Source organism: Hymenobacter sp. FMD4 (genome assembly GCF_058932745.1).
In genome coordinates, this window is the sequence record NZ_JBZYWH010000021.1 from 47,614 (window position 1) to 70,613 (window position 23,000).

Consider the following 23,000-nt stretch of genomic DNA (forward strand, 5'->3'; position numbering starts at 1 on the left):
ATGCTGATAAATAAAATAATTTTTAACAATGAGACAAAATGCAGTTTACTTGATCCACCTATTTTGATCAGCAAAATAGATGACAGGATATCAATCTTGTCAGATACGCAATGTTTTATTGTTGAAAATGTTCTCAACAATGGCAGAGCTGTGGATCATGAACATTTTTATTTATTTTCAAATAATAAAAATCATAAAGTTTTTTTATTTGGAGGTGAAAATTCTTACATAATTGATTTATCGAATAACAATATCAAGCCTATTAAAACTTTCAGAAGCAATGAATTTAGTGAATTTTGGCATGAAATGGTTATTTACATTGATAATCGCTTGTTATTTATTATTTATGAATCAGGGATTATGATAATATCCGAACAACTAGAAATCATATTGCATATCGAAAAGTATTTTGATGAGTACACTAATAGTATTAACAAAAATTACATAGAGTTAGTCAATAGCGATGGTATAATTAGGAAAATAGAAGTTGATGTGTTTTAATTATATGAGAGAAAACCAGCCTTTACGACACTTACATCGCCGGTGCGGGCTATGCCTGATGCGAGCGTTGGAGCCCGCCTTGGTTCGGCACCGGCGCGTGCCCAAGGCCTACGCCCGCCCGCTGGTTTACAACCGCCACTTGGTGCTGGTTGGTGGGCCAGCACACAGTACAGCTGATGGAAGCGGCGCTGGGCGGCTTCGAACGGTGCTGGCCCAGGAAGGATATATGACGGCGTATGGGAGCAACAGAAGCGACACGGAGGTATACTTAGACTATCTGCTGCTCGGCCGCTTGACCATTTATCAGTAATTTACAAAACATGGGCTGATTAGCTAAGCTTGATTCACACAGAAAAGCCTCGTTTTCATTGGCCGTCCGGCAAGCGAATATCCAACACGTAGCTTTTGATGAGCAGGCCGTTGACCGAGGCGGCCTGCGCTTGGCGGGCCAGTTCCGCGCGCAGCTGCGCGATGCTGCCGCGGCGGAGGCTCTGGCCCGTCTCGTCCGTGTGCCAATACACCAGGAACAACCCCACCCGAGCGGGGTGGCCGCGCAGATACCGGTTCACCAACTGCTGCTGCAAGGCGGTGGCGACCTCGCGGTTGTCGTTGTGCTTGGCTTCGACGAAGACCGAAATCCGGTGGGCGGGCGTCGGGTTCCCGTACGCGTCCCGCGCCACGGCGTCGAGGTACAAGTCCAGGTCCTGCCCCTGCTGGGCCCTGGCGGGGGCGCGCAGCTGCACTTCGCGCTTCACCGAGAACACGTGCTGGGGCAAGTCCTTGGCCAGATAGAACTGCACGAAGTCCGTTACCTTGTTTTCGTTGATTACCTGGTTGCCGCGGCGGACCCGGCCGGCGGTGCGCCCGGGGGCTGGGAACCACAACCGGTCGGCCAGGGCGGGCTCCCCTTGCAGGTCTTGCTGCAACCGGTCAAGCGACTCCAGCACGGCGTCGAGCAGGTCCGCGCCGCGCTGCACCCACCGCCCGGCCGCGTGGCCGAGCAACCCCAGGAGCGCGCCCGGGGCCGGCGGCTCCCACGCGGCGCGGCTGTACGTCTCGGCCGCTTCCTCCAGCGTGTAGGTCAGCCAACGCGGGTACCCCTGCTCGTTGGCCAGGGCCCGCAGCGCCTCCCACGCCGCGGCCGTCGCCCGGGCCGCCAGGCGCTTGGCCACGGTGTTGCGAAACGTGCGCACGCGGGTGGCCCGGCTGGTGCTGCGCCAGTCGTGGTCGCCGTTTTCTTCGGTCACGCCCAAGTCCCGCACCACCCACGTCAGCAGCTCGGCCAGCTGGGCGTCGGTCAGGTGGGGCGGCACCGGCCCCTCCCAGGACGGCCGCCCCTCCACCGAGCCCAGCAGCGCGCGCACCAGGGCCGGGCCAAAGCCAATCACGCGCTGCCAGGTGTCCCACCAACGCGGGTCGTCCGCCGCCTCGAACAGCGCCGCCCGAAACACGACGAACGTCCACCGGTGCCAATAAGGGCCCGCCGGGTCCTGCGCCAGCAGCGCGTCCCGAAACAGCTGCGCGGGGCGAAACCCTTCGCTTAACCCGTGCTGGAGCAGCGCAAGCGTGCTTTCCACCGGCCACCGCCCGGCCGTCACATCGGCCAGCACCGCCCGGTGCAGCACGTCGCTGGGCGCGTCCCGCAGCAAGTCGCGGACGCGCAAGTGGCCCGTGCGCTCGGCCCGGACCTGTTGCCAATAATCCGTGGTGCGGACAATCTGCCGCACCACCGCCCGCGGGTGGCGGCGGAGCGCCACGGCCCACAAGCGGCGGCGGCAGTCTTCGCCCGCGATGCCCGCGTACAACAACAAGTGCACCCACGGGTGCCACGCCTCGCTGGTCAGGCCTTCCACGCGCGCCGGCGCCTCCTCCCAGCACAGCACCAGGGCGGCCAGGTACGCGGCCTGCTCCTGGGACACCGTGTCGAGGGGGGAGGCGGCCCGCGGCGGCGGGCTGTGCCGGGTGACGCGCCACGCCAGCGCCAGCACGCGTTGCCGGAGCCGCGGGAAGGAGCGCAGCCAAGCGAAGCCGGCCGGCACGTCGGTGGAAAACCAGCTGCCCCGCCCGTCGCGGGTCCGCGTCAGCAGCCACCAGGTGCGCCACCAGTTGCCGTACGCATCGGGTCGCTGCGGGCAAGTAAGCCGAATCACCAGCCGGAAGGTACGCTGGTTCAAGCGGCGAATCCGGCGGGCGCGTTGCCGTTCCGCCCGGGCATGCTGCTGCTCGTGGCGCACCCGTTCCCGGTTGTCGCGGGCCCAGTCCGAATCCAGGGCCCAGGCCCACTCCAGCTGTTCGGGCTGCCCGAGCAGCCTTAAGGCGTCGGCAGCGGCGTACAAGCGCGCGAACTGCGCCTGGTAGCCGGCGGAGGTGGCCGGCAGGGCTTCCTCCAGCAACCGGAGTGCGGCTCCAAACAACGTCTGCACGACGGCCGGTGCTTGCGGGGCGGCCAGCAGGTCCAGCAGGAAGGGCCAGTCTTCCGGCCCGAGCAAGGCCTGTTGCCGCACCTCGTGTTGGGCGTACCGCTTCACCTCGACGGGGTGGCGGCGCACGAGGTGGTGCGCGCTCGGCAGCTGCCCGCGGTGGATTAGCTGCCGCAGCACGCGGTGGCGGGGCGGGGCCTCGGCGGGCATCAGGAACTCCTCGTGCTGGCGGAGCAGGTGGCGCACCGCCCAGGCAAGCCACGCTACGGTGCGCGGTTCGTCCGGGTGTTGCCAGGCCACGGCCAGCGCCGCGAAGCGCACGCCTTTCACCACGTCGCGCCAGCCGCTCCCGTAAGGCTGCCGCGTGCGGCGCACCGCCCAGCACAACAGCGCGGGCACGTGCGCCGGCTGGACCCCGCGCTGCAGCCCGCTCTCGAAAGCCGGGTTGACAAAGCTGTGGTAAGCGCCGAAAAAGCGCGTGCTGCGCGGGGGCGTTAGCAGGGCCAGCAGCTCGCGCACCGCCAGGTGGGCGGGCCACAGCAGGTGCAGCAAACTTCCCCGAAACTCATCGGCGAAGTTGTCCGGGGGCATCGCCGGGAGCAGCGGCCGCAACAACTCCCCGCTGCCCGGCTCGGCGAAGGTGCGCAGCACGTGCAGGGCATCGGTCCGGGTTCGGAGGGGCAATGTGGAATCTAGGACATGCCCACGCAGCAGCGGCGCTAACTCCCGCACCCGGCAGGCTTCCGCGGTTTTGTAGGCCAGCCACTTGGCCTCCGGCGTCTCGTCGGGGTTTTCGAGTACCGAGGTTAGCTGCGCGGCTAATTCCGGGTGGGTCAGCCGCCCCAAGTAGGGTTCTGCCCGCCGCGGGTACCGGTGCTTTTCCCGGGCCAGGGCAAACAGCTGCTGCACCAGCTCCGCCCGTTGCGCCGGGCTCGCTGTCAGCAAATCGGCGCGCATGGCCGTCAACGGGTCCAGCTGCAGCAATTCCGCCGCGAACGCGCCGAAAAGCGAGGCCAGCCACACGGCCGTGTCGCGCAAGCCCGGCACGACGCCCGCGCCGGGCACGGCGGACCGGAACAGGTTGCGCAGCTGGGCCACGCACGCGGGCTTGGTGCAGCGCCCAGGTGGCCAGAAATTCCGCGTACGCCTGGTGCGCCCACGCTACCCGGGCCGCGGCGGCCGGGGCAAACAACCCCGTGTGCTCCAGCACGTCCTGGACCACGTTTCGTTCCAGGAAAATGCTGGGTTTGTCGCCCGGCAAGGTGTGGTAGCCCGTCACCTCGCTTAGCCACAGGCCCCGTTCGGCCGGCTCCGTCTCGTGGTAGAGCAGCACCCGCCGGTTCGTGACGACCATTACCAAGGCCAAATGCGCGGCCACCCGCAAGCGGCGGTCGGGGTCGTGCAGGGGCGCAAGCGTTCGTTAGTCGTCCCAGGCTTCCTGCCACAGGAGCCGGCAACCCGCCTCCAATAGCTCGGTGCGCCGGCCCAGTTCGGACCCAAATTGGCCGGCCTGCCACAGCTTCAGCAGCAAGCCCAACGTCACCGGCCGCACGGCGAGCGGCACGGCCTCGGCGCGCTCGACTGCCTCGACAAACGCCCGCGGCTCGATGCGCTCATGCTCGGCCGCCGTGACCACCTGCGAGAGCGTCAGCGGGGCCAACTGCAACAGGACCACGTCGCCTTCGCGCTCCGGCGAGTCGAAGTGCCGCTTCAAGTCTTCCGTAAAAAAGGCGGGCCACGTGGCCGTGCGGCTGAGGATGTGCAGGTGCGAGCCGGCGCGCGGCCACCGGGCCAGCAGGCGCTTCAAAGCCTTGGCTAGTTTGGATTCGTGCGTCAAGGCCTCGTCGAAACTGTCCAGCCACAGGGTCAGCTTGGTGCCTGGCGCGCTTAGCCACTGCTGAATCGCGGGGTCGCGCTCCAGCTCGGCCACGACGCTCCAGCCGCTGCTAAAATCGCAAAGGTTGACGAACAGGGCTGTGCCGTCCCGCTCTTGGTCCGCCTGGCACCGCCATTCCGCAGACTTGCCCATGCCGGGCTCGCCGAGCAAAACCAGGCAATAGACCTGTTGCTAGTGCGCCAGGGGCTTTGCGTCCGGACCGGGATAGAAATATCCTTCGTGGATGAGGACTTCGTCCACGGTCGTGCCGTTGCCGGGTACCCAGAACCGCTCCCAAGGATAAACGACCCGATTAATCATCACCGTGTGCTTTCATTCCCGAAGGTAATTGGCCCACCGAAGAGTAGCACAACTGGCATGAATTGGCTGCTTGGTGCATTTATTCCTCAAGGCTATTTGCCACATCCGCAAAGTTGAACCACCGTTTAGTCCACTGCCGTTTTCACACTAAGCTGTTTCAAAGCAGATTGAAATCTGTTCGTTACTGTATAATTGTCCTAAAAGCTTCGTCATCGTGACTGGAAACTAGTCTTTATTTAACTCGCTTTCAATCAAAATGGTGGTGTGCAAGGGCGATATGGTAGACGGTGCAGGCCCTGCAGCAGCAGCCCGACGGCGTGCCCACAGCCTACCTGCGCCTGCTCGTCTTCGACCGCGACTCCGTCTTGGTGCGCACCAAGCTGCGCCGCCTCTCGGCCGGCGCCAACGCCACCAGCGCCCTGGGCTGGGAGAGGTTGCAGGACACGGTGCTGGTCAAGCAGGACGGCTACGTGCTCGTCTACGTGGGCAACGAGAGCGACACGGACGTCTACTTCGACGACATCCTCATTGAGCACCGGCAGGGGCTGCAGGTGCAGGAGACCCAGTACGACCCCTACGGGCTGGAGCTGGCCGGCCTGAACCGGGGCTTCTCGCTGGGGCTGCAAAACAAGCACACCTGGAACGGCAAGGAGCGCCAGGACGAGTTCCGGCTGAACTGGAACGACCACGGCTGGCGCTTCTTCGACCCGCAGCTCGGCCGCTGGACCGTCGTCGACCCCGACGCCGAGGAAGCCGACCAGGAAAGCTGGACCACCTACCAGTTCGGCCTCGACAACGCCGTCCGCTACAATGATCTAGATGGCCGAGTAGCTAAAACAGTATTTGATCAAAATGGGAATAAAATAAGCGATGAATACAAGGGGAAAATAATGGTGCAAATGGATAAGAAGAGCAAACCCGTACCATTGTCGACAGCGTTTGAAGGTGGAGGTAAACAAAAAGTCAATATGCTTAAAAATATTACCGCTTACTACTCACGTCAAGTAGGCATAACCGGACAAGTAGGTGTTGGACAAGTAAAAACAAAAAGTGCAGCAGCTTACTTCGATCCAAACGGAAAAACATCAATAAGAATAAATGCATTGGGAAATAAAATTAATCCAGCACTGAATACTGAAGGCATGATGAGGACAGTGCTGAGACATGAGAAGGGCCACAAGAATAACTTTGAAAGGAAACCTGAGAGTGTGCCTGATGATGTCGGTATACAACATGGGAAAGTCTACATTGATGCAATGAATCATGATGACTTTAGAAACTTGGACATGCAAGATAAAGAAGGTATGGCACGCGGGATGATGAAGGACATTACTTCTGACCCTAGGATGCAAATAGGAGACGTTGAGAGCTTTATTGAAAGCCACTCGAAAGTTTTAAAACAAGCCGGCCTAAATATTCAAGTAACTACGAATGAATATCGAGAGAATGTATACCAAATAAACAATCACCCCCCCAAAACTTTTGAAAACCCATGAATAGAATAAGCATCAATGCCTTGCATATTGTTTTGGTCTTCATTGTGCTGATTTCATCACAATGCACAAAAGCTAAGAACGAACCAATCATAAAAAACCCAGCATTCGGAAAGTTCTGGGATTTGGTTTATGAAAAACGAGAAATCGAGAGAACTACATTCAATTGTAGAACAAACATTCCACTCTATAGTTTGGTATTCAATAATGACAGCGCCGCAACCATATTTTATAATACGGATAAACAAAAGTCTGTGAATATGAACTTAGTGACTGATGTAAAATCAAATCCTATGAAAGTGTATTTTAAAAATGACTCCTTATATCTTGAATATGAATTTTATAAAGTATTACAAATAAGCGATAGTTTACTGCTATTAAGAAAATTTTCTAATGGCCGGGAGTCTATAAAAATATACACCTTAAGCTCTCGGCAAAATAGAAACATAATGTAATAATGATAGTGACTTAAAGAGTCCTATATAGCGGATTCGTGAACGGTGCGTCCGGAGCTGGCGTACCTTCATACAGGCGTAGATGAAGCCTTATTCCCTTGATCTACGCACCCGCGTGGCGGCGGCTTGCCAGGAGCCCGGCGCATGCAAAGCAGCCGTGGCCCGTCGCTTCAGCGTGAGCCTGACGTTTGTCAAGTCGCTGCTGCGTCAGCAGCGCGCAACTGGTTCGCTGGCGCCCAAGCCGGCACGCGGCGGGCGGCTGCGCTACCTCGACGCCTAGGCGCAGGCCTGCCTGGTGGCCTACGTGGGCGCGCACCCGGACGTGACCTTGGCCGAATTGGGCGCGGCCTGGCAGGCCAGCGGCGGACGGCTCGTGGGCCAGACCTGCGTCTGGCAGGTGCTGGACGCGCACCGGCTGCGGCGCAAAAAAAAGCCTGCACGCCACGGCACGTGACCGGCCGGACGTGCAAGCGGCCCGCCGGCAGCACGTGGAAACGGTCTGCACCCGCCCGGACGTGGCCCGCTTCCACTTCCTGGACGAGACCGGCCTGCGCGTGGACTACGCCCGCCCTTACGCCCGGGCCGCGGGCGGCGCCCGCGTGGGTGGGGCCGTGCCCCTGAAACGGGGCCGTGCAGCTCGTGGAGGGGGCGCTCAACTACCGCAGCTTCGCCTTGTACGTGGCCTACTGCCTGGCTCCGACCTTGCGCAAGGGCGATGTGCTGGTCTTGGACAACCTGCGCGTGCACCACCTCGGCGGGCTGCGCGAGTGGCTGGCCGAGCGCGGCGTGGCGGTGCTGTTTTTGCCGCCCTACTCGCCCGACTTCGCGCCGGTCGAACAGGCCTGGAGCAAGCTCAAAACCAAGCTCCGAGAGGCACAGGCCCGCAGCTACGACGCCCTCAAAGCCGCCTTGCAAGCGGCCGTTTCCTGGATCAGCAGCCAGGACGCGAAAAACTGGTTTGACCATTGTGGCTACCATACCCAGCCGGCCGGGTGAGCGGGCGCAGCGTTTGCGAAACCGCTCTAAGTACAGGATAGGGGTGAACCATGTTGGAGGCGCGGGTTTGCCGTGCGCAAGGGCGACGTGGTGGACGCCTTGGCCTACGGGGCGTACTGGCAGCCGGTGCAGCACCCGAGCTGGGCCTACTCGCTCGCCGGCTTCGTGGCCTCGCTGCTGCAGCAGCCCCCGCCACAACCCGGCACGGACGGGGCCACGCGCCAGCGCGTGCTGCCCTTGCTCAGCGTCGGCCTGGCCACCTACCAGGCGCTGCAGCAGCTGCCCGACGGCGTGCCCACGGCCTACCTGCGCCTGCTCGTCTTCGACCGCGACTCCAACCTAGTCGGGCAAGCCGTTCGATCCTGCCGATGCCGACGTGATGCGTTTTCCGCGGCCGCAGTTTTTTTCTTCGGCGGCCGCGACCAGCCGGCCGGTCCGCCGCGGTAACTTGCCACGCATTTTCTTGATTACACCCATTCCCCGCCGATTAGGCGTCCCCGCTATGCTCCGTCTTATCCCCCGACCCGCCCTGCCTGCGCTGGCGCTGTTGCTTGCGGCCCCGGCTGCCCAGGCCCAACAAGACCTGGTTGTCGCCCGCGCGTTCCGCCAACTGCCGGGCGGCACCTACCGCAACGTCACGATCAAGCGCGGCGGCAACGTGAATCTGACCGCGCCGCTAACCGTGACCGGCCGGCTGGTCATCGAAGCGGGCGGAATCCTCGAGAGCAGCGTGTGTTCCCCCGTCGTCGGGCCGGGTTCGTTCGAGGTGCAGCCCAACGGCCTGCTCGTCATTTGCGCGGCCGAAGGCATCACCCGCTCCGCCGCGTCCGGGGCCGTGCAGGTCACCGGGGCCCGCCTCTTCAGCTCGGCCGGGCGCTACATGTACGCCTACCGCGACGGGGGCATCGGCGTCACCGGCGACGGCTTGCCCGCCACCGTGGCCGAGCTCTCCATGCGCGTGGGCGCGCGGCAGTTGCGGCTCACCAACGACGTGACCGTGCGGCAGTGGCTGGGCTTGTACGGCACCCTGCACCTGGACGGGCACCACGTGCGCCTGGTCAGCACCGCCGACACGACCGCGTTCCTGACCAACGCCAGCAGCGGGGGGTCGATCGAGCCCGGGGCCGGCGGCACGGTCACCGTCGAGCGCTACATCGCCCCCGACTTCAACCCCGGCCCCGGCTACCGCCACCTGAGCGTGCCGCTGGTCGGGGCCACCGTCGCCGACCTGGCCGGCGGCGGGCCCGCCCCGGTCGTCAACCCCGCCTACAACGCCGCCGCGGCCGCCACCCGGGTCACGCCGTTCCCCACCGCCTTCGGCTACGACGAGCGGCGCCTGCCCGCCAGCCCGGCCACCGACCTGACGCCGTTTGACCGGGGCTGGGTCGCGCCCGCCGCGGCGGGCGAGGCGCTCGTGCCCGGGCGTGGCTACACCGTGCAGGTCGAGGGCGGGCGCACGCTGGTCTGGCGCGGCACCTTCCCCAACGCCGACGTGGCCGTGCCGCTCACGAACGCCGGCGGGACCGCCGGCGGCTGGCACCTGCTGGGCAACCCGTACCCGGGCCCGCTGGACTGGCGCAAAGCGGTGCTGCCTTCCGGGCTGTCGGGCGCGATGTACGTCTACCAGAGCACGAGCCGCTACGGCGGGCGGTACCGCAGCTTCGTCAACGGCGTGGGCGACCCGTACATCGGCATGGGGCAGGCCTTCTTTGTGTACGTGCCCCAACCCGGGGCCGCGATTACGTTCGCCTTCACTACCGGCATGCGCCTGAACGGTTCCTTCAACGCCACCTTCGACACGCTGGCCCACACCGTGCCGCTGTACCGCTCGGCACCCGATCGGCGCCCGCTGGTGCGGCTGCGGCTGCAGGGCATTGACGCACCCGCCTACGACGAGGCGTACGTGTACGCCGAAGCCGGGGCCACGGCCGGCGTGGACGACCGCTACGACGCCGTGCGGCTGCCGCAGGCCCCGGGCGAAGTCCCCGCGCTTTACACGCTGGCGGCCGGAGCCGAGTTGAGCATCAACGGCCTGCCCGCTTTCACCGCCCACACCTCCGTGCCGCTGGGCCTGCACGTGCCCGCCGCTGGCACTTACACCCTCGACGCGGCCGAGCTGCGCGACCTGGCCGGCACCGGCGTGTACCTGCACGACGCCGCCACGGGCCAGGCGGTGGACTTGGGTCAGCAGCCCAGCTACCGCTTCACGGCCGCCGCCGGGGCCGTGGCCGGGCGCTTTACGCTGCGCTTCGTCCCGGCCCGCCCGACCTCCGCCGCGGCGGGACTGGCTCCGGCCAGCGTGCAAGTGTACCCGAACCCGACGCACGGGGGCTTCACCGTACGCGTGCCCGCCGTGGCGGGCGCGGCGCAGCTGGAGGCCGTGTTGTTCAACGGCGTGGGGCAAGCAGTGCGCCGGCACACGGCCGCGCTGCCCGCGGGCGGCGTGCAGCTGCCGGTGGACGCGGCCGGCCTGCCGCCCGGCGTGTACACGCTGCGTCTACAAGCTGGCGACGTTCTTTTGACCAAGCGCGTGGTGCTGCACTGAGCCGCCGTGGCCGGCTCCTTGCCGCCATGCGCTCGACTGTCCCCCGCTTCACCTGCACACGGCCGCCCCACCAAACGATTCCGGTGGGGCGGCCGTGTTCTGTTTTGACCCTAACTCAAACGGCCGTTTTCTTGTACAGCTCATCCGTTACCTGAATATTCGGTCCTCCTTAGCTTCAGACGCTGGAGATGATTCAGTAAACTTGTACAGCAATCATAGTACAAGAGTGCCGACCTTCGCCACGGTTAACCTGTACAAAGGCCCATGAAGATTGGCTACGCCCGCGTCTCCACCCGCGACCAGCACCTGGAGCTGCAGCTCGACGCCTTGACCCAGGCCGGGTGCGAAGTCATTTACCAGGAAAAGCGTCAGGGGCGAGTGCTGCCCGCCCCGAGCTCGACCGCTTGCTCGCGCAGCTCCGCCCCGGCGACACAGTCTACATCTACAAGCTCGACCGGCTGGGCCGCTCGCTCAAGCACCTGCTGGACATGGTGGCTGAACTGGAGTATCGGGGGGTAGGGGTGGTCTCCCTGACCGACGCGATCAACACCACCTCCGCGCAAGGCCGGCTCGTGTTCTACCTGTTTGCCTCGCTGGCCGAGTTCGAGCGCGAGCTCATCCGCGAACGCACCCACGCCGGGTTAGCGGCCGCCCGGGCCCCCGGCCGGGTCGGGGGCGCCGCCGCGGCCTCTCCGAGGAAGCCGAGCGCACGGCCATCGTGGCCGAGACGCTCTACCAAGAACAGCAGCTCGGCGTCAACGAGATTGCCCAGCGCCTGCGCATCTCCAAGGTAACCCTTTACAAATACCTGCGCCACCGCGGCGTCGTCATCCACGGCCACCGCCAATTTCCTGCCCAATAAGGGAAACGCCACTCCCTGCTGGGATGGCACGCAACCGGCGCCGCAGCCCCGGTGCTGAACCGACTAAAGGGCTCTAGAGGACTTATGATCCGCCGGGTAGAAGGAAATCCCAAGCGTGGACAAATTCTTCAGCCCTGAAAATACCAGGAAGATCAAGGGCCACCCGGGCGCTCGACCGCGTTGAGGCTGCAACTGCTGCAGCAACTTGGGGCGGGCCAGTTCGCCGCTTCGGCCGCTGCGCATTCTAGAGTAGGTTGCCTGCCTGCCGTTCCGTTGGGGCGAGGGAACCACACCCCCGATGGAAAGGCGGCGCCATGTTGGGCATGTGCTCCACTACGGCCACGATGTTGGGCGCCCGCGGGCTGGTAGTACGGCGACGCCAGCAGCACCTGGTACGCGTCCTCGCGCGAATGTGCCGTCACGCCAAAGGCTTACTCCAGCGGGATTCCCGGCAGTGCGTAGGCAATTTGTATCCAATAGCGGGTTGAGCGCATACGCAGTCTATGCCGTGGGGCGTGACAGTCCGCTGATTGAAGATTTACCAAGGTCGACGCTGTTTTCACCGTCGACCTTGGTAAGTTATTCATCGCTCCAGCCGCTGCAACAACGCCGGCGCGGCGGCCGGCTGCTGGAGCTGGAGCTGCCGGGTGTACCAGCGGGTGGGCTGTCCCCGGTAGCGGGTCTTGCGCTCCTTCACCCCCTTTACCCATTGGTTCCGGCTACTTCGCAATGTACACTCGCGCGGTTAATGAGTCACTACCACTTTTTGTTGATGGATCCCGTTCGCCCCAGCGATGCGCAGCAAGTAAACCCCGGCGGCCAGCGGTCCCAAGTGCACGCGGAGCTCTCCCTGATGGGCCGGGACATTCCAGCTACGAAGCGTGCGGCCCGACAGGTCCAGCAGGCTGGCCGGCCGGGAAAAACTCACCGCTGGCAGACGCACCGTTACGTGCTGACTGGTGGGATTGGGAAACAGGTCAAACGCCGGTTGGGCTGCAGGCCCCTGTGAGGCGGTGGGGGTCAACGAAGCCAAACGGGCCAGGCTCAGGCGCGCCTGGCCGGCAACGGAACGGAAGCTGCCGTACAACAAAACCGTGCCGTTTGCAGGTTGCCTCACCGCACTCACCTGATCGTCTCCGACGAACAAGCCCGAAGGAACGGCCACGGGCGTGAACGTGTTGTCCTGGCGGCCATCGGAGTGCAGCAGCACCAACGCTGTGCTTCCCCACCGGCCCTGCCAGGCGAGTAGGCGGCCGTCGGGCAGGGCCTCGGTCACCGAATAGCTGCGCGTTAAGCCGTTGAAACCGCTGTCCACGGCGCCATCAACCAGCAGCCGCACCAACCCATACGGAGTGGCCTGCCCCTGAACGCTGGTAAACGTTCCGCTTACCAACACTTTGCCATCCGGCTGTACCACTACCGAGGCGATGTTCGCCGCGCTGATCTCGGGCCCGGGCGCGAAGCTCGTGTCCCAGCTACCATTTGCATGCAAGCGGGCCAGCTTGGTGCCGCCGATTAGCGGAGAGTAATAGGCAATCAGGATCTTTCCCGACGGCTGCGGAGCGGCACTCGTGATGATGTCGGTGTTTTGAGTACTGGTTGGGGGATTGGGGGAGTTGAACAAAGGATCGAGGGTGCCGTCGGCGTTGAGCCGGATGATGCTGTTGCAGGCCCGCCCCCCGTACGTTCGGAAATAGCCAAACACCAGCAAGCGCCCGTCGGGTTGCTCGGTCAGCCCGCGCAAGGTGAACGTTGCCCCGGCCTCCGTGGTGGCGCCAAACGGCAACGCGGTAAACGTGTTGTCCAGGGCACCGGAGGGCAGCACCCGTTGCAGGCGGAATTGGGTGCCGCTGGTGGTATTGGTGTAAAAGCTTCCCGACGAAGTGGCCCCGTAGAGCCGCCCCGCCGCAGCGGTGGCGTACGTATTGTCCAGACTCCCATCCGCGTTGAGGCGTTGTACCGTCGCGCTGGATGCCGGAACACCGTTGAATTCGGAAAAGGTGCCGCTGATCAAGACTTGGCCGTTCGCCAGCGGGTAGGCCGATTCCACGGTGCCCCGGGCCTGAAAGGACGCCGCGAACGCGGGATCAGCATCCCCGCTCACCGTCGTCCGGCTGAGCCCCGTGGCCGGTTGGCCATCGTACTGGGTCTGGGCGCCGGCAACCACCACTTGCCCGCCGGGCAGCACCGCCAGCGACGCCACCTGGTTGTTGGCTCCTGCCCCGGTGGCGAACGTGGCATCCAGCGAGCCGTCGGCGTGTAGCCGGGCGATGCGCCCGCGCGGGATGCCGTTGAACCGGCTGAAAACGCCTCCGATCAGCACCGAACCGTTGGGGAGCAACAGCATGGTGCGGATCGAGCTTGCCGCGCCGGTCGCGGTCGTGGCGCCGGTCCCGGGCGCAAAGCTGGGGTCCCAAGCCCCGTTGGGTTGCAACCGCGCCACGCCTGGCGCGGCCTGGCCGTTGAATTGCGTGAAGCTGCCGGCGACCAACAGTTTGCCGTCGGGTTGCTGGGCCAGGCTGGTAACCGTGCCGTTGAAGCCCGTGCCAACGGCGAACCCGGCATCGACGCTGCCGTCGCCATTTAACCGCGCTAAGGTGGAGCTATTCACCCCCAGTCCGGTGCTTCCAACTAAGATTTTCCCATCGGACTGCACGAGCAGGCTTTGGATATTGTAGTTCGTGTTCGGGGCAACGGCCAGGCCCAAGCGAAACGACGCATCCGGGGTGCCGTCCGCGAACAGGCGTACCACCAAGTTGGATTGATCGACCGCGGCATTAAAATTGGGTGCGACGGCTACCAGAATCTTCCCGTCAGGCTGCACGGCTACCGCCGTTACTTGGCGCAGCCAATCGGACTGAACGTGGGAAAACCCCGGGTCGAGCGTGCCATCAGCGTTCAACCGGGCCAGGGTGGTGGTCGGGGTAGTGTTATAAGAGGTAAACCCGCCCCCGATGATGATTTTACCGTCGGGTTGCAAGGCCATCACGCCGATAAAGCCGCTGGCTCCGACCCCACCGCGGTTGAATGTGGAGTCCCGGCTTCCGTCCGGTAGCAAGCGCACGATCTTGCTGGCCAGACGGCCGTGCGCAAAATCAAAGCCGCCTGCTACCAGCAACTTGCCGTCGGGCTGCATGAGAACGCGCTGCACGCCGCTTTGGAGCGGTCCCGAGTAGGGAACTTGTAACACCACCGGCCGAAACGTTGGATCCAACACCTGGGCGCTGCTTGCGCCAGGGCGTAGCCAACCGAGCAGAATCGATAAAAGGAAGAAGATCGTAAAAAAGTGTTTCATCAAGAAGGTGGCAATAGTCCGCACAATGCAGACCGAAATACCTTCGCAAGGTAAGCTTGCCAACGAAAGAAAAACAGGGGCTGCGCTGCATCCATGCATTTCGCCACGGTTGCAATTAAACCTTGGCACGCCCTCGTTATTCGCGGCATGTTCCATCAGTTAACGCAGTTTAGCCTTGCTGCCCATGGCGGCAAGGGCATGGTTCCCAAAGCATTGGGAAACTCGTTCGTTATTGGAACCAGCTGCCGAGGGACCCGATCCAAACGCCCATAAGGAACGGTGGAGGAGTATTCAATCTGCCTTGAGGACCCTTTTACGGTGAAGAGGGGGGCCGGAAGGTTAGTACCCTTGCTGCTTCGATCGTGCTGTCAACCGACACGCCAAACGGCTGGTTGACGATGGCGCGACTCAGCGCACCTGTCGAGCGCGGCAACCGCCCACTCGGGTGGTGCTCTGCATTTCCCAGACGACGCTGAGCGTAGGGGCACCGATGCCCGTGGCATCACGAGTACCCCGATGCGAGAAAGCGATGCCTGAACCGAAGTCGTCAATAACGCTTTATAGCTTGCCATTCCTTATGCGATGGGTAACGCAGGTTCAGCACAGGGAGCACCCCACCCGCCAGTCGCCAACGGAAACAAACGACCACTAGCAAGGGCTCGCTAGCAGACGCTCAGACCGCACCTAAACGCTCGTTTAAAAAATGTCCGGCAAGCAATACCTTCGCGGCGTCCCCCAACCTGAAACTGCTACGCCATGCCCGCCTTTGTCGCCTACTACCGCGTGAGTACCGCCAAGCAAGGCCAGTCCGGGCTGGGGCTGGAAGCGCAGCGGGGCATGGTGCAGGTGTTCGTGAAGGACGGGACCGTGCTGGGGGAGTTTACGGAAGTGGAGTCCGGCAAATACGCCGCCCGGCCGCAGCTGCACCGGGCCATGCAGCTGGCCAAGGCGCACGGGGCGGTGCTGGTCATCGCCAAGCTCGACCGGCTCAGCCGCAACGTCTCCTTCATTGCTTCCCTGATGGACGCGGGGGTGGAGTTCGTGGCCACCGACCAGCCGCAGGCCAACAAGTTCACCGTGCACATCTTCGCCGCCCTGGCCGAGCAGGAACGGGACCTCATCTCGGAGCGCACGCGCAAGGCCCTGGCCGTGCTCAAGCGCCAGGGCCGGCAGTTGGGCTCCCCGCAGAACCTCACCACCGAAGCCCGGCAAAAGGGCTTAGCGGCTCGCCAGAACAACGCAAAGAGCAGCGAAGCAACCGGCAGGCCACGGCGCTGATCGTGGCTAGAAGAGCCCAACAAGCGAGCTACAGCCAAATTGCGGCGGAGTTGAACGGGCTGGGGTTCCGCACCCGGCGCGGGGCCGCTTACACCCACAAGCAGGTGCAACGCCTCTGCCAGCGGGCGACCAACGGGGCCTAGCGTCTTGTCCTGTAGGTCCGTTGCTTAAGCACCGGTTGAACAAGGCCGTACTTCCAGCATAAGCAGGCGATATCCGATTTCATTCGGCCCCGTGCCCCTGCAGTTGGTTAGCTGCCCTGCACGCCTGGCACCCCATCCTGTTGCCTACTGCTTCGTCGGGACCGGTACGTACCGCGTCACTGTTGCTTGTAGCGAAGGTCGAACCGACCTTGGCGCACCGTCGCAACGGGTTGGCCTGGGCCTCCGGCCTGCAGCGTGGCTTCGAAAACGCCGGCAACAATTTGTTGTGCCGGTGACCAGTACGTAATCGTCACCACGCCCGCAACGGTGCAATACTGCTGGTAATGCCACGGATCGAACAGCTGCCCCGTGCTCCAGGTGCCGTTGGAACAGGGGAGCAACCGGTACGTGCCCGGCCCGCCGACCCCTACCACGCGCCACGAAAAGTCATGGGGAATGCCGTTAACCAGCAGGTCCGCGCGCACCGATAGCATGTTCCGGGGCTGATCGTCGTGGGCGGATCCGGGCGCGAAGACGGCTTGGCACGCGTGGCCCCGGCGCACCAGCGGGCGTAACCGCAAGCCTTCGGTGCGGTCGCGGCCCGCGACCGCAAGCACGCAGCCCAGCGTCTGGGCTCCGCGCCGGGTAAGCGCGGGCAGCTGCTCGGCCACATCCGGGCGCGGCGGTCCCAGGCGCTCCCGGAAGCCGGTGCGTTGGGCGAGCCAGAAGGCCCGGCGGCGCGCCTGCAGCCACGGACGGGCCCACCGGTGCACGGCGGAATCACGGCTTAGCCGCAACGCCTGCCACGTGTAATGATCTGTGCGGAGCGTGTCGACGAACCGCCACGAGCTGTCCAGCACGCCGTCGCGGGTGATGCGCTGGGCCCGCTGCACGCCAGGCGCCAGCGGCGTAAGGACAGCGGTTCGGCTCGGCCACGCAACCACCGTAGGCGCGGAGAGCGGCACCAGGCGCTGAACCGCGACGAGCTCGGCTCCGCGCCGGAACAGCACCCGGTCCGTGTGCCACACGCCCTCGCTGAAAAACAAGGCGCGCACCGGTTGCCAGACCCGCGACCACACCGGCGGCCGCGGTTGCCCCAGCGAAGCCAGCGCGGCCAGGCCCTGCGCGAGCAGCAGCGGCCCCCAAAGCAGCCAGGGGAGCGCTGCCCCGACCAACCCAAGTGCGGGAAAGCGGGCCCGCAGCTGCCGGGCAACCGGAAACACCAGCCCCCAAACGAGCCACCGCGGCCCGTTTTCCAGCGGCAGGGGATGGAATTCTACGGGCGTAAAGGCCGTTAGCACCGAGAGGAGCACGCCCAGCAGCCAGCCAGCGAGCACCAGCACCGAGCGAAACCGTTTCGTATTCATCCGTGGCGACAAACCTTTTTTTCTAGTAAGCAACAGCTGACACAACCGTCAGGACGCAAGATAGAGGAACGCCAAGTCCTGGAATATACATACCACGTAGGGTTTGGCTGTCTGCTGGGCCAACGCCCGCACGAGCGAGGCCAACCGTTAGGCCACGGCGTTGATCGTGGCGAGAGTGGCGCAGCAGGCGAGCTCAACGGGCTGAGCTTCCGCACCCGGCGCGGGGCCCGTTACACCCACAAGCAGGTGCAGCGCCTCTGGCTCCGCGCCGCCCAAGGCAACCAAGCGTAACGCAGAGCTTGCAAGGTTGGCTCCTACAAGGTTAAGCTTTAGGGATGCTACGTACTAGCTGCACAAGAACAACTCCTAAGGGGAGGTAAAAAAACAACGGCACCAGCCAGCCGAACTTCATGTATCCAAATTCGTTGTTCAATCCGTCGCTGAGCCAAATCGGCAGTAAAGCTAGACCCAGGGCTACTAGCTTAGCGGCGCCAGACGATTTCGGCCGCGACAACAAGACAATGGGAACATACAGGGCTATCACAACTGGGACTATAATGAATAAGCCTGTTATAGCTATGGGAGTAGTTTCCGTCAGAAAAAGAGCTAACAGCATTGTAAAGAACAATTAGAAGAGGAAGGGCCTGTTGGGGATTTGCAGAAGTCAATTTAAGCCACAGATTATAAGAGCAGGGCTTTTAATCTATCTAGAAACCCCAACACGCTCTGAATTTAAAGATGTAAGGTATAAGTACCATTGTAAAGCAACCCACGAGTTTTGTGGTGGGTGGTACTTTCCCGCGGTGGCGGAAAGAACTACCCTTATGTAAAGAAAGGATTCCGTGAGTACTTCCCATCTCACTCAGCTTTTCTTTCGCCGTTATGTTCAATTATCATGCAAAGAGGCTTTAGCAAGCTCCAGCCGAACAAACCACAGCAAAGCGGACGGGAAACAGTGTTCATGAGCAATTCTCGTCTGGCTCTTGATTCTGTTATCTTTCCCCATGTTTAAGGAATTAGTTGAGACGCATAGAACAGCCACAATAGCACTCGCGCAGTCTACCTATGTAGACTTGCGAATTGAAGAAGCCACTTTTAGAATAGTGTTCAAAGGCAAGGCAGAGGCAAAGCTAAAACCGGGCAGGCAAGGGCAGTTAGCCCTATACACTCACCATCCGCTGTTACTGGATTACAACGAGGGCATGGTAACGATCTACATCAACTCTAAGCCGGATAACCCAGAGGCCTTACTGGCAGATATTCACCTCGGCATTACTGCTATTTACCAGAATTGGCGTGATTGGCGCTGTCATTTCTTTGGGCGGAGTGATGATAATGCAGTAGCCTGGTTACAGCAAAACCTTACACAAGGGAGCGGGATGCTGCTCGATGGTGCCCCTGCTTCTGTAGCAAAGGCAGTGGTCGCAGCATGTGAGAAACATGGTGCCGCAACTAAATCCTTTGGACCGGCTGAGCTCAAACTTAATGCTCCAGCTGTCTTTAGCTTGTTAAGCATAGGCCCCTGTTATGTCATTGCGGAAGGCTTTGAGGCGCAGGAGTTACCAGCGTAGCCAATGAGTCCAATAAGGGCCATTACGTTAAGCAACTTTCCCAAGAATAGCTTTAAGCATTCTACCACGCGTGGCTCGTAAGACAATACTATTTTCTAAGGCTGCAACTGAGCCTCCGCCGATCAACCTTATGAAGCGTCCCACTAATCAGCTAGCCCATGACGAATGACATAACGCCTGATCTGCAAACCAGAATTGAATGGTTCGACGATACGGTAAACATTTGCGGTGTAGATCTAAACGGACAAGCAGAGCTACTTGAAGAGGTGCTGTATGAAGAGTTTATGGTATCTGTACACACGTTTTTTCACCCAATCAACTTGGAGCTGTTAGTCAGTGCCAGCGCTATTTCCCCGGAGATTATGCAACTGTGCCTACAGGTCCGAGAGAAAGTGGCAGTTCTAAGCGAAATGCAAGCACAAGCTGGAGACATCAGACTTGACCCAAATTGGGCCGCTGTTATCGCGCTCTGCCAGCGTGTGCAAAAGCTCAGACAGCAGGGGGTAAGGAAGTGATACGGCGTTCATCTTGGGCCTAAGTTCTTAGTTCAATAAGTAAGGCTTAAGTCAAACAGCTTTTCGGGGAGGCAATCCTCATGGTTCCACTTTATCCAGCATACACTCCTAGCAAAGGGGGATTTGACCTGGTACTGTCTGCACTAGGAGCTGTTGAATTACCTTGAAGACAGTTACTTCCATACTAGTATGAAAACGGGTGCGGCCTTCTTGCTCACTATATGCTTCCTCACCTTGTTGGTGATGACCGTTGGCAATCATCACGGGCGTTGGGAATGGCCTAGCTCGCGCGAAGAATGGTGGCTCTGGGGCACGGTATTGGTTTCTGGGTTGGGCGGAGTACTGCTGCTGCTCGCCGCCGCTTGGCGTCGGGTAGGTCGCTAAGCCCGTTTATGGCTACTACTTAACGTAACAGGAGTGGCTGTTGCAAAAGGCAACAGCTAGCGGGTCTGAGGGTTGTTAGCCCATGCTAGGCTTTCACCCGATTCAGCCGGCGCTGGCGAAGCTGGTGCCGGCGCACCACTTGTACCAACACCTGCTGCAAACCGTGGATTTCGGCTTTGTCCGGCCGCTGCTTGCCCCCTATTACAGCGCTATGGGCCGGCCTTCGCTCGATCCGGTCGTGTTTGTGAAGCTGCTGTTGGTGGGGCACCTGGAGAACATTACCTCCGATCGGAAGCTGCTGGAGCTGGCTCACCTGCACGTGGGCATCCGCGCCTTCCTGGGGTACGCCCTGGAGGAACCCTTGCCCTGGCACAGCACCCTCTCGCGCACGCGCCAGCGCATCCCGGTGGCGGCCTTCGAGGCCTGCTTCACGCACCTGGTGGGCTTGTGCATCGAGCAGGGCTTGGTGAGCGGGCACACCCAGGTGATCGACTCGGCCTACATCAAAGCCAACGCCTCCATGAGCCGGCTGCAGCCTAAACTTCCCGCCGTGCCGGCCGCGCCGGCGAACCCCTTCCGCCCGGCCACCGCCCCGCGCATCACCGCTTCCCCGCAGCGCTTGCGCCGCATTGAGCGCTACCACGAAGTCATCGAGCAAGCCCAGCCCAAGAAAGCCGGCCAGCTCGTCAGCAACCTGACCCACTACAGCCCGGCCGACCCCGAGGCGCGGATCACCTACAAAACGGGCAAGCCCCGCCAGCTGGCGTACACGGCCAGCGTAAGCGTGGACGCGGCGCGGCACGTGATCACCCACATCCAGGCCGACCTGGCCGACTGGCGCGACAGCCGCTACCTGCTGGCCATCGTCGACGCGACCCGGCACCGACTGCACGGGTGGGGCCTGGCCCTGCAGAACGTGGTGGCCGACGCGGGTTACGGCTCCGGCGAGAACTACGCGCAATTGGAATCCCGGGGCCTGACCGGCTACATCCCGCCCCACGGCAAGTACCAGGCGGCGCGGGCCGGCTTCACCTACGATGCCGGCACGGACAGTTATGTCTGCCGCCAAGGCAAACGGTTGGCCTTTGACAAGGTGTTCGTCGACGCGCAAGGCAACGCCAAGAAGCGGTACCTGGCCAAGGCCGCCGATTGCCGGACCTGTCCACTGGCGAAGCAATGCAAGGGCCCGCAGGCGCGGGAGAAGCGGCTACACCACACGGTGTACAAGGCCCACTACGAGCGCATGACGGACCGCTTGGCCACCCGCCTGGGCAAGCGCATGCGTCGGCTGCGGGCAGCCACGGTCGAGCCCATGTTAGGCAGCCTGATCAACTACTACGGCTTGCGCCACATCAGCAAGAAAGGCCGGGACGGGGCGGCGAAGGTGATGTACGTCGCGGCCATGGCCTACAACCTGAAGAAGTACCTGCACCACCACCCACTCCAATCAGCAGAAATGGTACTAGTGCTAGCGCTTCCCAATCAGCTTTGCTTGATCTTTATTCGTTTTGCAACAGCCACAGGACTTATCAGACATACCTTTTATACGCCCATACCCACTTGCATTACCTGGGAGGATAAGTGCTGAAAATTCGTGTTATACAGTGTTCCAAAGCTTCTAGCTGTCTTCATCTAAAGCGCCGTTTTCGGGCACGTCTTCTTCCGTATGGAAAAGGGGTAAATAAGGCATCATATGGTAGACCACTCTTTTACTTGGGTGCGCATGCTATACTCCTCTTCACAAATCCCGTCCTTTTGCTACAATGAAGTACGCCTATTTGCTTCTGTTATCGCTTCTACCCTTGACACAAAGCTATGCCCAACAAGTTCTCTCCCAACTTGACGCGGCTTATCGAGAAGGGTCTACCGCCAAGCTAGAACAGTTTCTGCGAACTTGGCAGCAAGTCTCGGTACCTGTCACAGCCGCACAACTCGCCGCTCTTACACCCTATCAGCAGCAAGCCTATGCGGTGTTTACGGCCTTTTACAAACCACATCAAGTAGATAGCCTTGGCGGGTCCGAATGGGGAAATAATCTCTACAGCCAGGCCCGCTTTTTATTGGTGCAAAATACCCTTAAGATTAAGCAGACCGAGAAGCTGTATTACTCGGATACCGAGATAGATTCTATCATTGCTCGTCCTTACCGGACGAAAACGGGTTCCAATCAGCAAGTGCCACCTTGGATCCAGCGCGTGAATGGCAAGCTGCCCGACATCACCCGCCGGAACTATGGTGTATTGGGGGAATCCTTCTTTCGAGAGGAAGAGCGACAGGCTTCCCTATTGGTGGATTCCCTCTTAGATTTTCGACCCGTTATAAAGGTACCCGGTAAGCATAGCATCTACTTGACCCCGGAGCTGACAGAAACTTTGACGGCTTTTCTTGGCCCGCAGCATACACAACTAGGCAACCGTGGAACCATGCAGCCAGTACGTGCCAGCAAGGAGGGCCAGAAACGACAAGCTTTTTTGGAACGGCAGTTAAAGATCTGGTATGGACACTGGGGTGGTTACTGGCAACTCACCTCATATCCCCTTGTTACTGCGGTCACCTTTGACCAAGATCTCATCTATGCCCGCGTCAGCTTCCGTATGGTCTATGAAGGAGGAGAAGCTATTTTAAAGCGCACCAACAATCAGTGGGCCATCGTTTTGGTGCAAAGGACATGGATTGAGTAAGTTGCCTTCGCGTTAAACGCACTTAGGAGGCTACACTCGTGATAAAAGCGTTATTGTTCTACAATTAGGATATTTTCCGTGCTGAGGGCCTTTAGAAAGCCCCTCTATTATCCCGGAAATGTTGCTTAACGTAATGTGAGTTCTCACGGGCTCCTCGGAATAATGGTAGTTTTTTGCCTGCCCATCTGTTAAAGCTTCATTAGCACTTTTTTAAGGATTCTACAGGATAAGCACACAATCCGAGTGGCAAATGACCTGCTGATAGCGCTACTCAACTCGCGTGAGAAGCTCCATGTG

At 61.2% G+C, this 23,000-nt stretch carries 21 protein-coding genes and 1 pseudogene; 17 read left to right on the forward strand and 5 right to left on the reverse strand.

Annotated elements, in window-relative coordinates; all coding sequences use genetic code 11:
- Together AC5FXY_RS17050 and AC5FXY_RS17055 are read left to right on the forward strand one after the other, a co-directional pair.
- A complete protein-coding gene (locus AC5FXY_RS17050; RefSeq protein ID WP_493557914.1) occupies nt 1-501 on the forward strand; it encodes a hypothetical protein in 501 nt (166 codons plus the stop codon).
- 58 nt (nt 502-559) lie between these two features.
- Complete coding sequence (locus AC5FXY_RS17055; protein WP_493557915.1) at nt 560-811, forward strand: hypothetical protein; 252 nt, start codon at nt 560-562, stop codon at nt 809-811.
- A 55-nt stretch (nt 812-866) separates the two neighbouring features.
- Here AC5FXY_RS17055 and AC5FXY_RS17060 read toward each other — a convergent pair whose 3' ends face one another.
- The gene (locus AC5FXY_RS17060) at nt 867-3,959 is read right to left on the reverse strand and encodes a hypothetical protein (RefSeq protein ID WP_493557916.1); all 3,093 of its coding nucleotides are present in this window, start codon (nt 3,957-3,959) and stop codon (nt 867-869) included.
- On the opposite strand from AC5FXY_RS17060, the gene AC5FXY_RS17065 reads away from it, so the two are divergent.
- Entirely contained in the window at nt 3,949-4,209 is a 261-nt protein-coding gene (locus tag AC5FXY_RS17065; protein WP_493557917.1) for a hypothetical protein, read from the forward strand. The two genes, AC5FXY_RS17060 and AC5FXY_RS17065, sit on opposite strands and share 11 nt — an antisense overlap.
- Before the next feature lie 132 nt (nt 4,210-4,341).
- Here AC5FXY_RS17065 and AC5FXY_RS17070 read toward each other — a convergent pair whose 3' ends face one another.
- Entirely contained in the window at nt 4,342-4,968 is a 627-nt protein-coding gene (locus tag AC5FXY_RS17070) for a hypothetical protein (protein WP_493557918.1), read from the reverse strand.
- Between the two features lie 467 nt (nt 4,969-5,435).
- Between AC5FXY_RS17070 and AC5FXY_RS17075 the strand changes: the two genes are divergently transcribed.
- The 7 genes and pseudogenes from AC5FXY_RS17075 (at nt 5,436) to AC5FXY_RS17105 (ending at nt 11,469) form a co-directional block, all read left to right on the forward strand.
- On the forward strand, nt 5,436-6,614 hold the full coding sequence (locus AC5FXY_RS17075; RefSeq protein ID WP_493557919.1) for an RHS repeat-associated core domain-containing protein: 1,179 nt from the start codon (nt 5,436-5,438) through the stop codon (nt 6,612-6,614).
- Nucleotides 6,615-7,148: 534 nt separating this feature from the next.
- Complete coding sequence (locus AC5FXY_RS17080; protein ID WP_493557920.1) at nt 7,149-7,346, forward strand: transposase; 198 nt, start codon at nt 7,149-7,151, stop codon at nt 7,344-7,346.
- A gap of 350 nt (nt 7,347-7,696) precedes the next feature.
- Entirely contained in the window at nt 7,697-8,062 is a 366-nt protein-coding gene (locus AC5FXY_RS17085) for a transposase (protein WP_493557921.1), read from the forward strand.
- Nucleotides 8,063-8,134: 72 nt separating this feature from the next.
- The gene (locus AC5FXY_RS17090; protein WP_493557922.1) at nt 8,135-8,509 is read left to right on the forward strand and encodes a hypothetical protein; all 375 of its coding nucleotides are present in this window, start codon (nt 8,135-8,137) and stop codon (nt 8,507-8,509) included.
- A 55-nt stretch (nt 8,510-8,564) separates the two neighbouring features.
- Nucleotides 8,565-10,607 (forward strand): T9SS type A sorting domain-containing protein, encoded by a 2,043-nt coding sequence (locus AC5FXY_RS17095; protein ID WP_493557923.1) that lies wholly within the window; start codon nt 8,565-8,567, stop codon nt 10,605-10,607.
- Between the two features lie 264 nt (nt 10,608-10,871).
- A pseudogene (locus tag AC5FXY_RS17100) lies at nt 10,872-11,215 on the forward strand (recombinase family protein); the annotation flags it as partial.
- Between the two features lie 110 nt (nt 11,216-11,325).
- Nucleotides 11,326-11,469, forward strand: coding sequence for a hypothetical protein (locus AC5FXY_RS17105; protein WP_493557963.1), 144 nt, complete (start codon nt 11,326-11,328; stop codon nt 11,467-11,469).
- Between the two features lie 745 nt (nt 11,470-12,214).
- On the opposite strand, the gene AC5FXY_RS17110 is transcribed toward AC5FXY_RS17105, so the two are convergent.
- Complete coding sequence (locus AC5FXY_RS17110; RefSeq protein WP_493557924.1) at nt 12,215-14,764, reverse strand: T9SS type A sorting domain-containing protein; 2,550 nt, start codon at nt 14,762-14,764, stop codon at nt 12,215-12,217.
- A 756-nt stretch (nt 14,765-15,520) separates the two neighbouring features.
- Between AC5FXY_RS17110 and AC5FXY_RS17115 the strand changes: the two genes are divergently transcribed.
- On the forward strand, nt 15,521-16,042 hold the full coding sequence (locus AC5FXY_RS17115) for a recombinase family protein (protein ID WP_493557925.1): 522 nt from the start codon (nt 15,521-15,523) through the stop codon (nt 16,040-16,042).
- Nucleotides 16,043-16,044: 2 nt separating this feature from the next.
- A complete protein-coding gene (locus tag AC5FXY_RS17120) occupies nt 16,045-16,185 on the forward strand; it encodes a recombinase family protein (RefSeq protein WP_493557926.1) in 141 nt (46 codons plus the stop codon).
- A gap of 176 nt (nt 16,186-16,361) precedes the next feature.
- Here AC5FXY_RS17120 and AC5FXY_RS17125 read toward each other — a convergent pair whose 3' ends face one another.
- Both AC5FXY_RS17125 and AC5FXY_RS17130 read right to left on the reverse strand, forming a co-directional pair.
- Nucleotides 16,362-17,552 (reverse strand): hypothetical protein, encoded by a 1,191-nt coding sequence (locus AC5FXY_RS17125; RefSeq protein ID WP_493557927.1) that lies wholly within the window; start codon nt 17,550-17,552, stop codon nt 16,362-16,364.
- 147 nt (nt 17,553-17,699) lie between these two features.
- A complete protein-coding gene (locus AC5FXY_RS17130) occupies nt 17,700-17,837 on the reverse strand; it encodes a hypothetical protein (RefSeq protein WP_493557928.1) in 138 nt (45 codons plus the stop codon).
- 719 nt (nt 17,838-18,556) lie between these two features.
- On the opposite strand from AC5FXY_RS17130, the gene AC5FXY_RS17135 reads away from it, so the two are divergent.
- The 5 genes from AC5FXY_RS17135 to AC5FXY_RS17155 all read left to right on the forward strand — a co-directional run bounded on the left by AC5FXY_RS17135 (nt 18,557) and on the right by AC5FXY_RS17155 (nt 22,703).
- A complete protein-coding gene (locus tag AC5FXY_RS17135) occupies nt 18,557-19,123 on the forward strand; it encodes a hypothetical protein (RefSeq protein ID WP_493557929.1) in 567 nt (188 codons plus the stop codon).
- Between the two features lie 158 nt (nt 19,124-19,281).
- A complete protein-coding gene (locus tag AC5FXY_RS17140; RefSeq protein WP_493557930.1) occupies nt 19,282-19,638 on the forward strand; it encodes a hypothetical protein in 357 nt (118 codons plus the stop codon).
- Between the two features lie 189 nt (nt 19,639-19,827).
- A complete protein-coding gene (locus AC5FXY_RS17145) occupies nt 19,828-20,022 on the forward strand; it encodes a hypothetical protein (RefSeq protein WP_493557931.1) in 195 nt (64 codons plus the stop codon).
- A gap of 82 nt (nt 20,023-20,104) precedes the next feature.
- On the forward strand, nt 20,105-21,610 hold the full coding sequence (locus tag AC5FXY_RS17150; protein WP_493557932.1) for an IS1182 family transposase: 1,506 nt from the start codon (nt 20,105-20,107) through the stop codon (nt 21,608-21,610).
- Nucleotides 21,611-21,785: 175 nt separating this feature from the next.
- The gene (locus AC5FXY_RS17155) at nt 21,786-22,703 is read left to right on the forward strand and encodes a hypothetical protein (RefSeq protein ID WP_493557933.1); all 918 of its coding nucleotides are present in this window, start codon (nt 21,786-21,788) and stop codon (nt 22,701-22,703) included.
- Nucleotides 22,704-23,000 lie beyond the last annotated feature (297 nt).

What these genes read in the sequence shown, in the direction of transcription:
- AC5FXY_RS17050 (WP_493557914.1), top strand. Translation starts at nt 1, where the DNA reads ATGCTGATAAATAAAATAATTTTTAACAATGAGACAAAATGCAGTTTA.
- AC5FXY_RS17055 (WP_493557915.1), top strand. Translation starts at nt 560, where the DNA reads ATGCGAGCGTTGGAGCCCGCCTTGGTTCGGCACCGGCGCGTGCCCAAG.
- AC5FXY_RS17080 (WP_493557920.1), top strand. Translation starts at nt 7,149, where the DNA reads ATGAAGCCTTATTCCCTTGATCTACGCACCCGCGTGGCGGCGGCTTGC.
- AC5FXY_RS17095 (WP_493557923.1), top strand. Translation starts at nt 8,565, where the DNA reads ATGCTCCGTCTTATCCCCCGACCCGCCCTGCCTGCGCTGGCGCTGTTG.
- AC5FXY_RS17110 (WP_493557924.1), bottom strand. Translation starts at nt 14,764, where the DNA reads ATGAAACACTTTTTTACGATCTTCTTCCTTTTATCGATTCTGCTCGGT.
- AC5FXY_RS17115 (WP_493557925.1), top strand. Translation starts at nt 15,521, where the DNA reads ATGCCCGCCTTTGTCGCCTACTACCGCGTGAGTACCGCCAAGCAAGGC.
- AC5FXY_RS17125 (WP_493557927.1), bottom strand. Translation starts at nt 17,552, where the DNA reads ATGAATACGAAACGGTTTCGCTCGGTGCTGGTGCTCGCTGGCTGGCTG.
- AC5FXY_RS17135 (WP_493557929.1), top strand. Translation starts at nt 18,557, where the DNA reads ATGTTTAAGGAATTAGTTGAGACGCATAGAACAGCCACAATAGCACTC.
- AC5FXY_RS17140 (WP_493557930.1), top strand. Translation starts at nt 19,282, where the DNA reads ATGACGAATGACATAACGCCTGATCTGCAAACCAGAATTGAATGGTTC.
- AC5FXY_RS17145 (WP_493557931.1), top strand. Translation starts at nt 19,828, where the DNA reads ATGAAAACGGGTGCGGCCTTCTTGCTCACTATATGCTTCCTCACCTTG.
- AC5FXY_RS17150 (WP_493557932.1), top strand. Translation starts at nt 20,105, where the DNA reads ATGCTAGGCTTTCACCCGATTCAGCCGGCGCTGGCGAAGCTGGTGCCG.
- AC5FXY_RS17155 (WP_493557933.1), top strand. Translation starts at nt 21,786, where the DNA reads ATGAAGTACGCCTATTTGCTTCTGTTATCGCTTCTACCCTTGACACAA.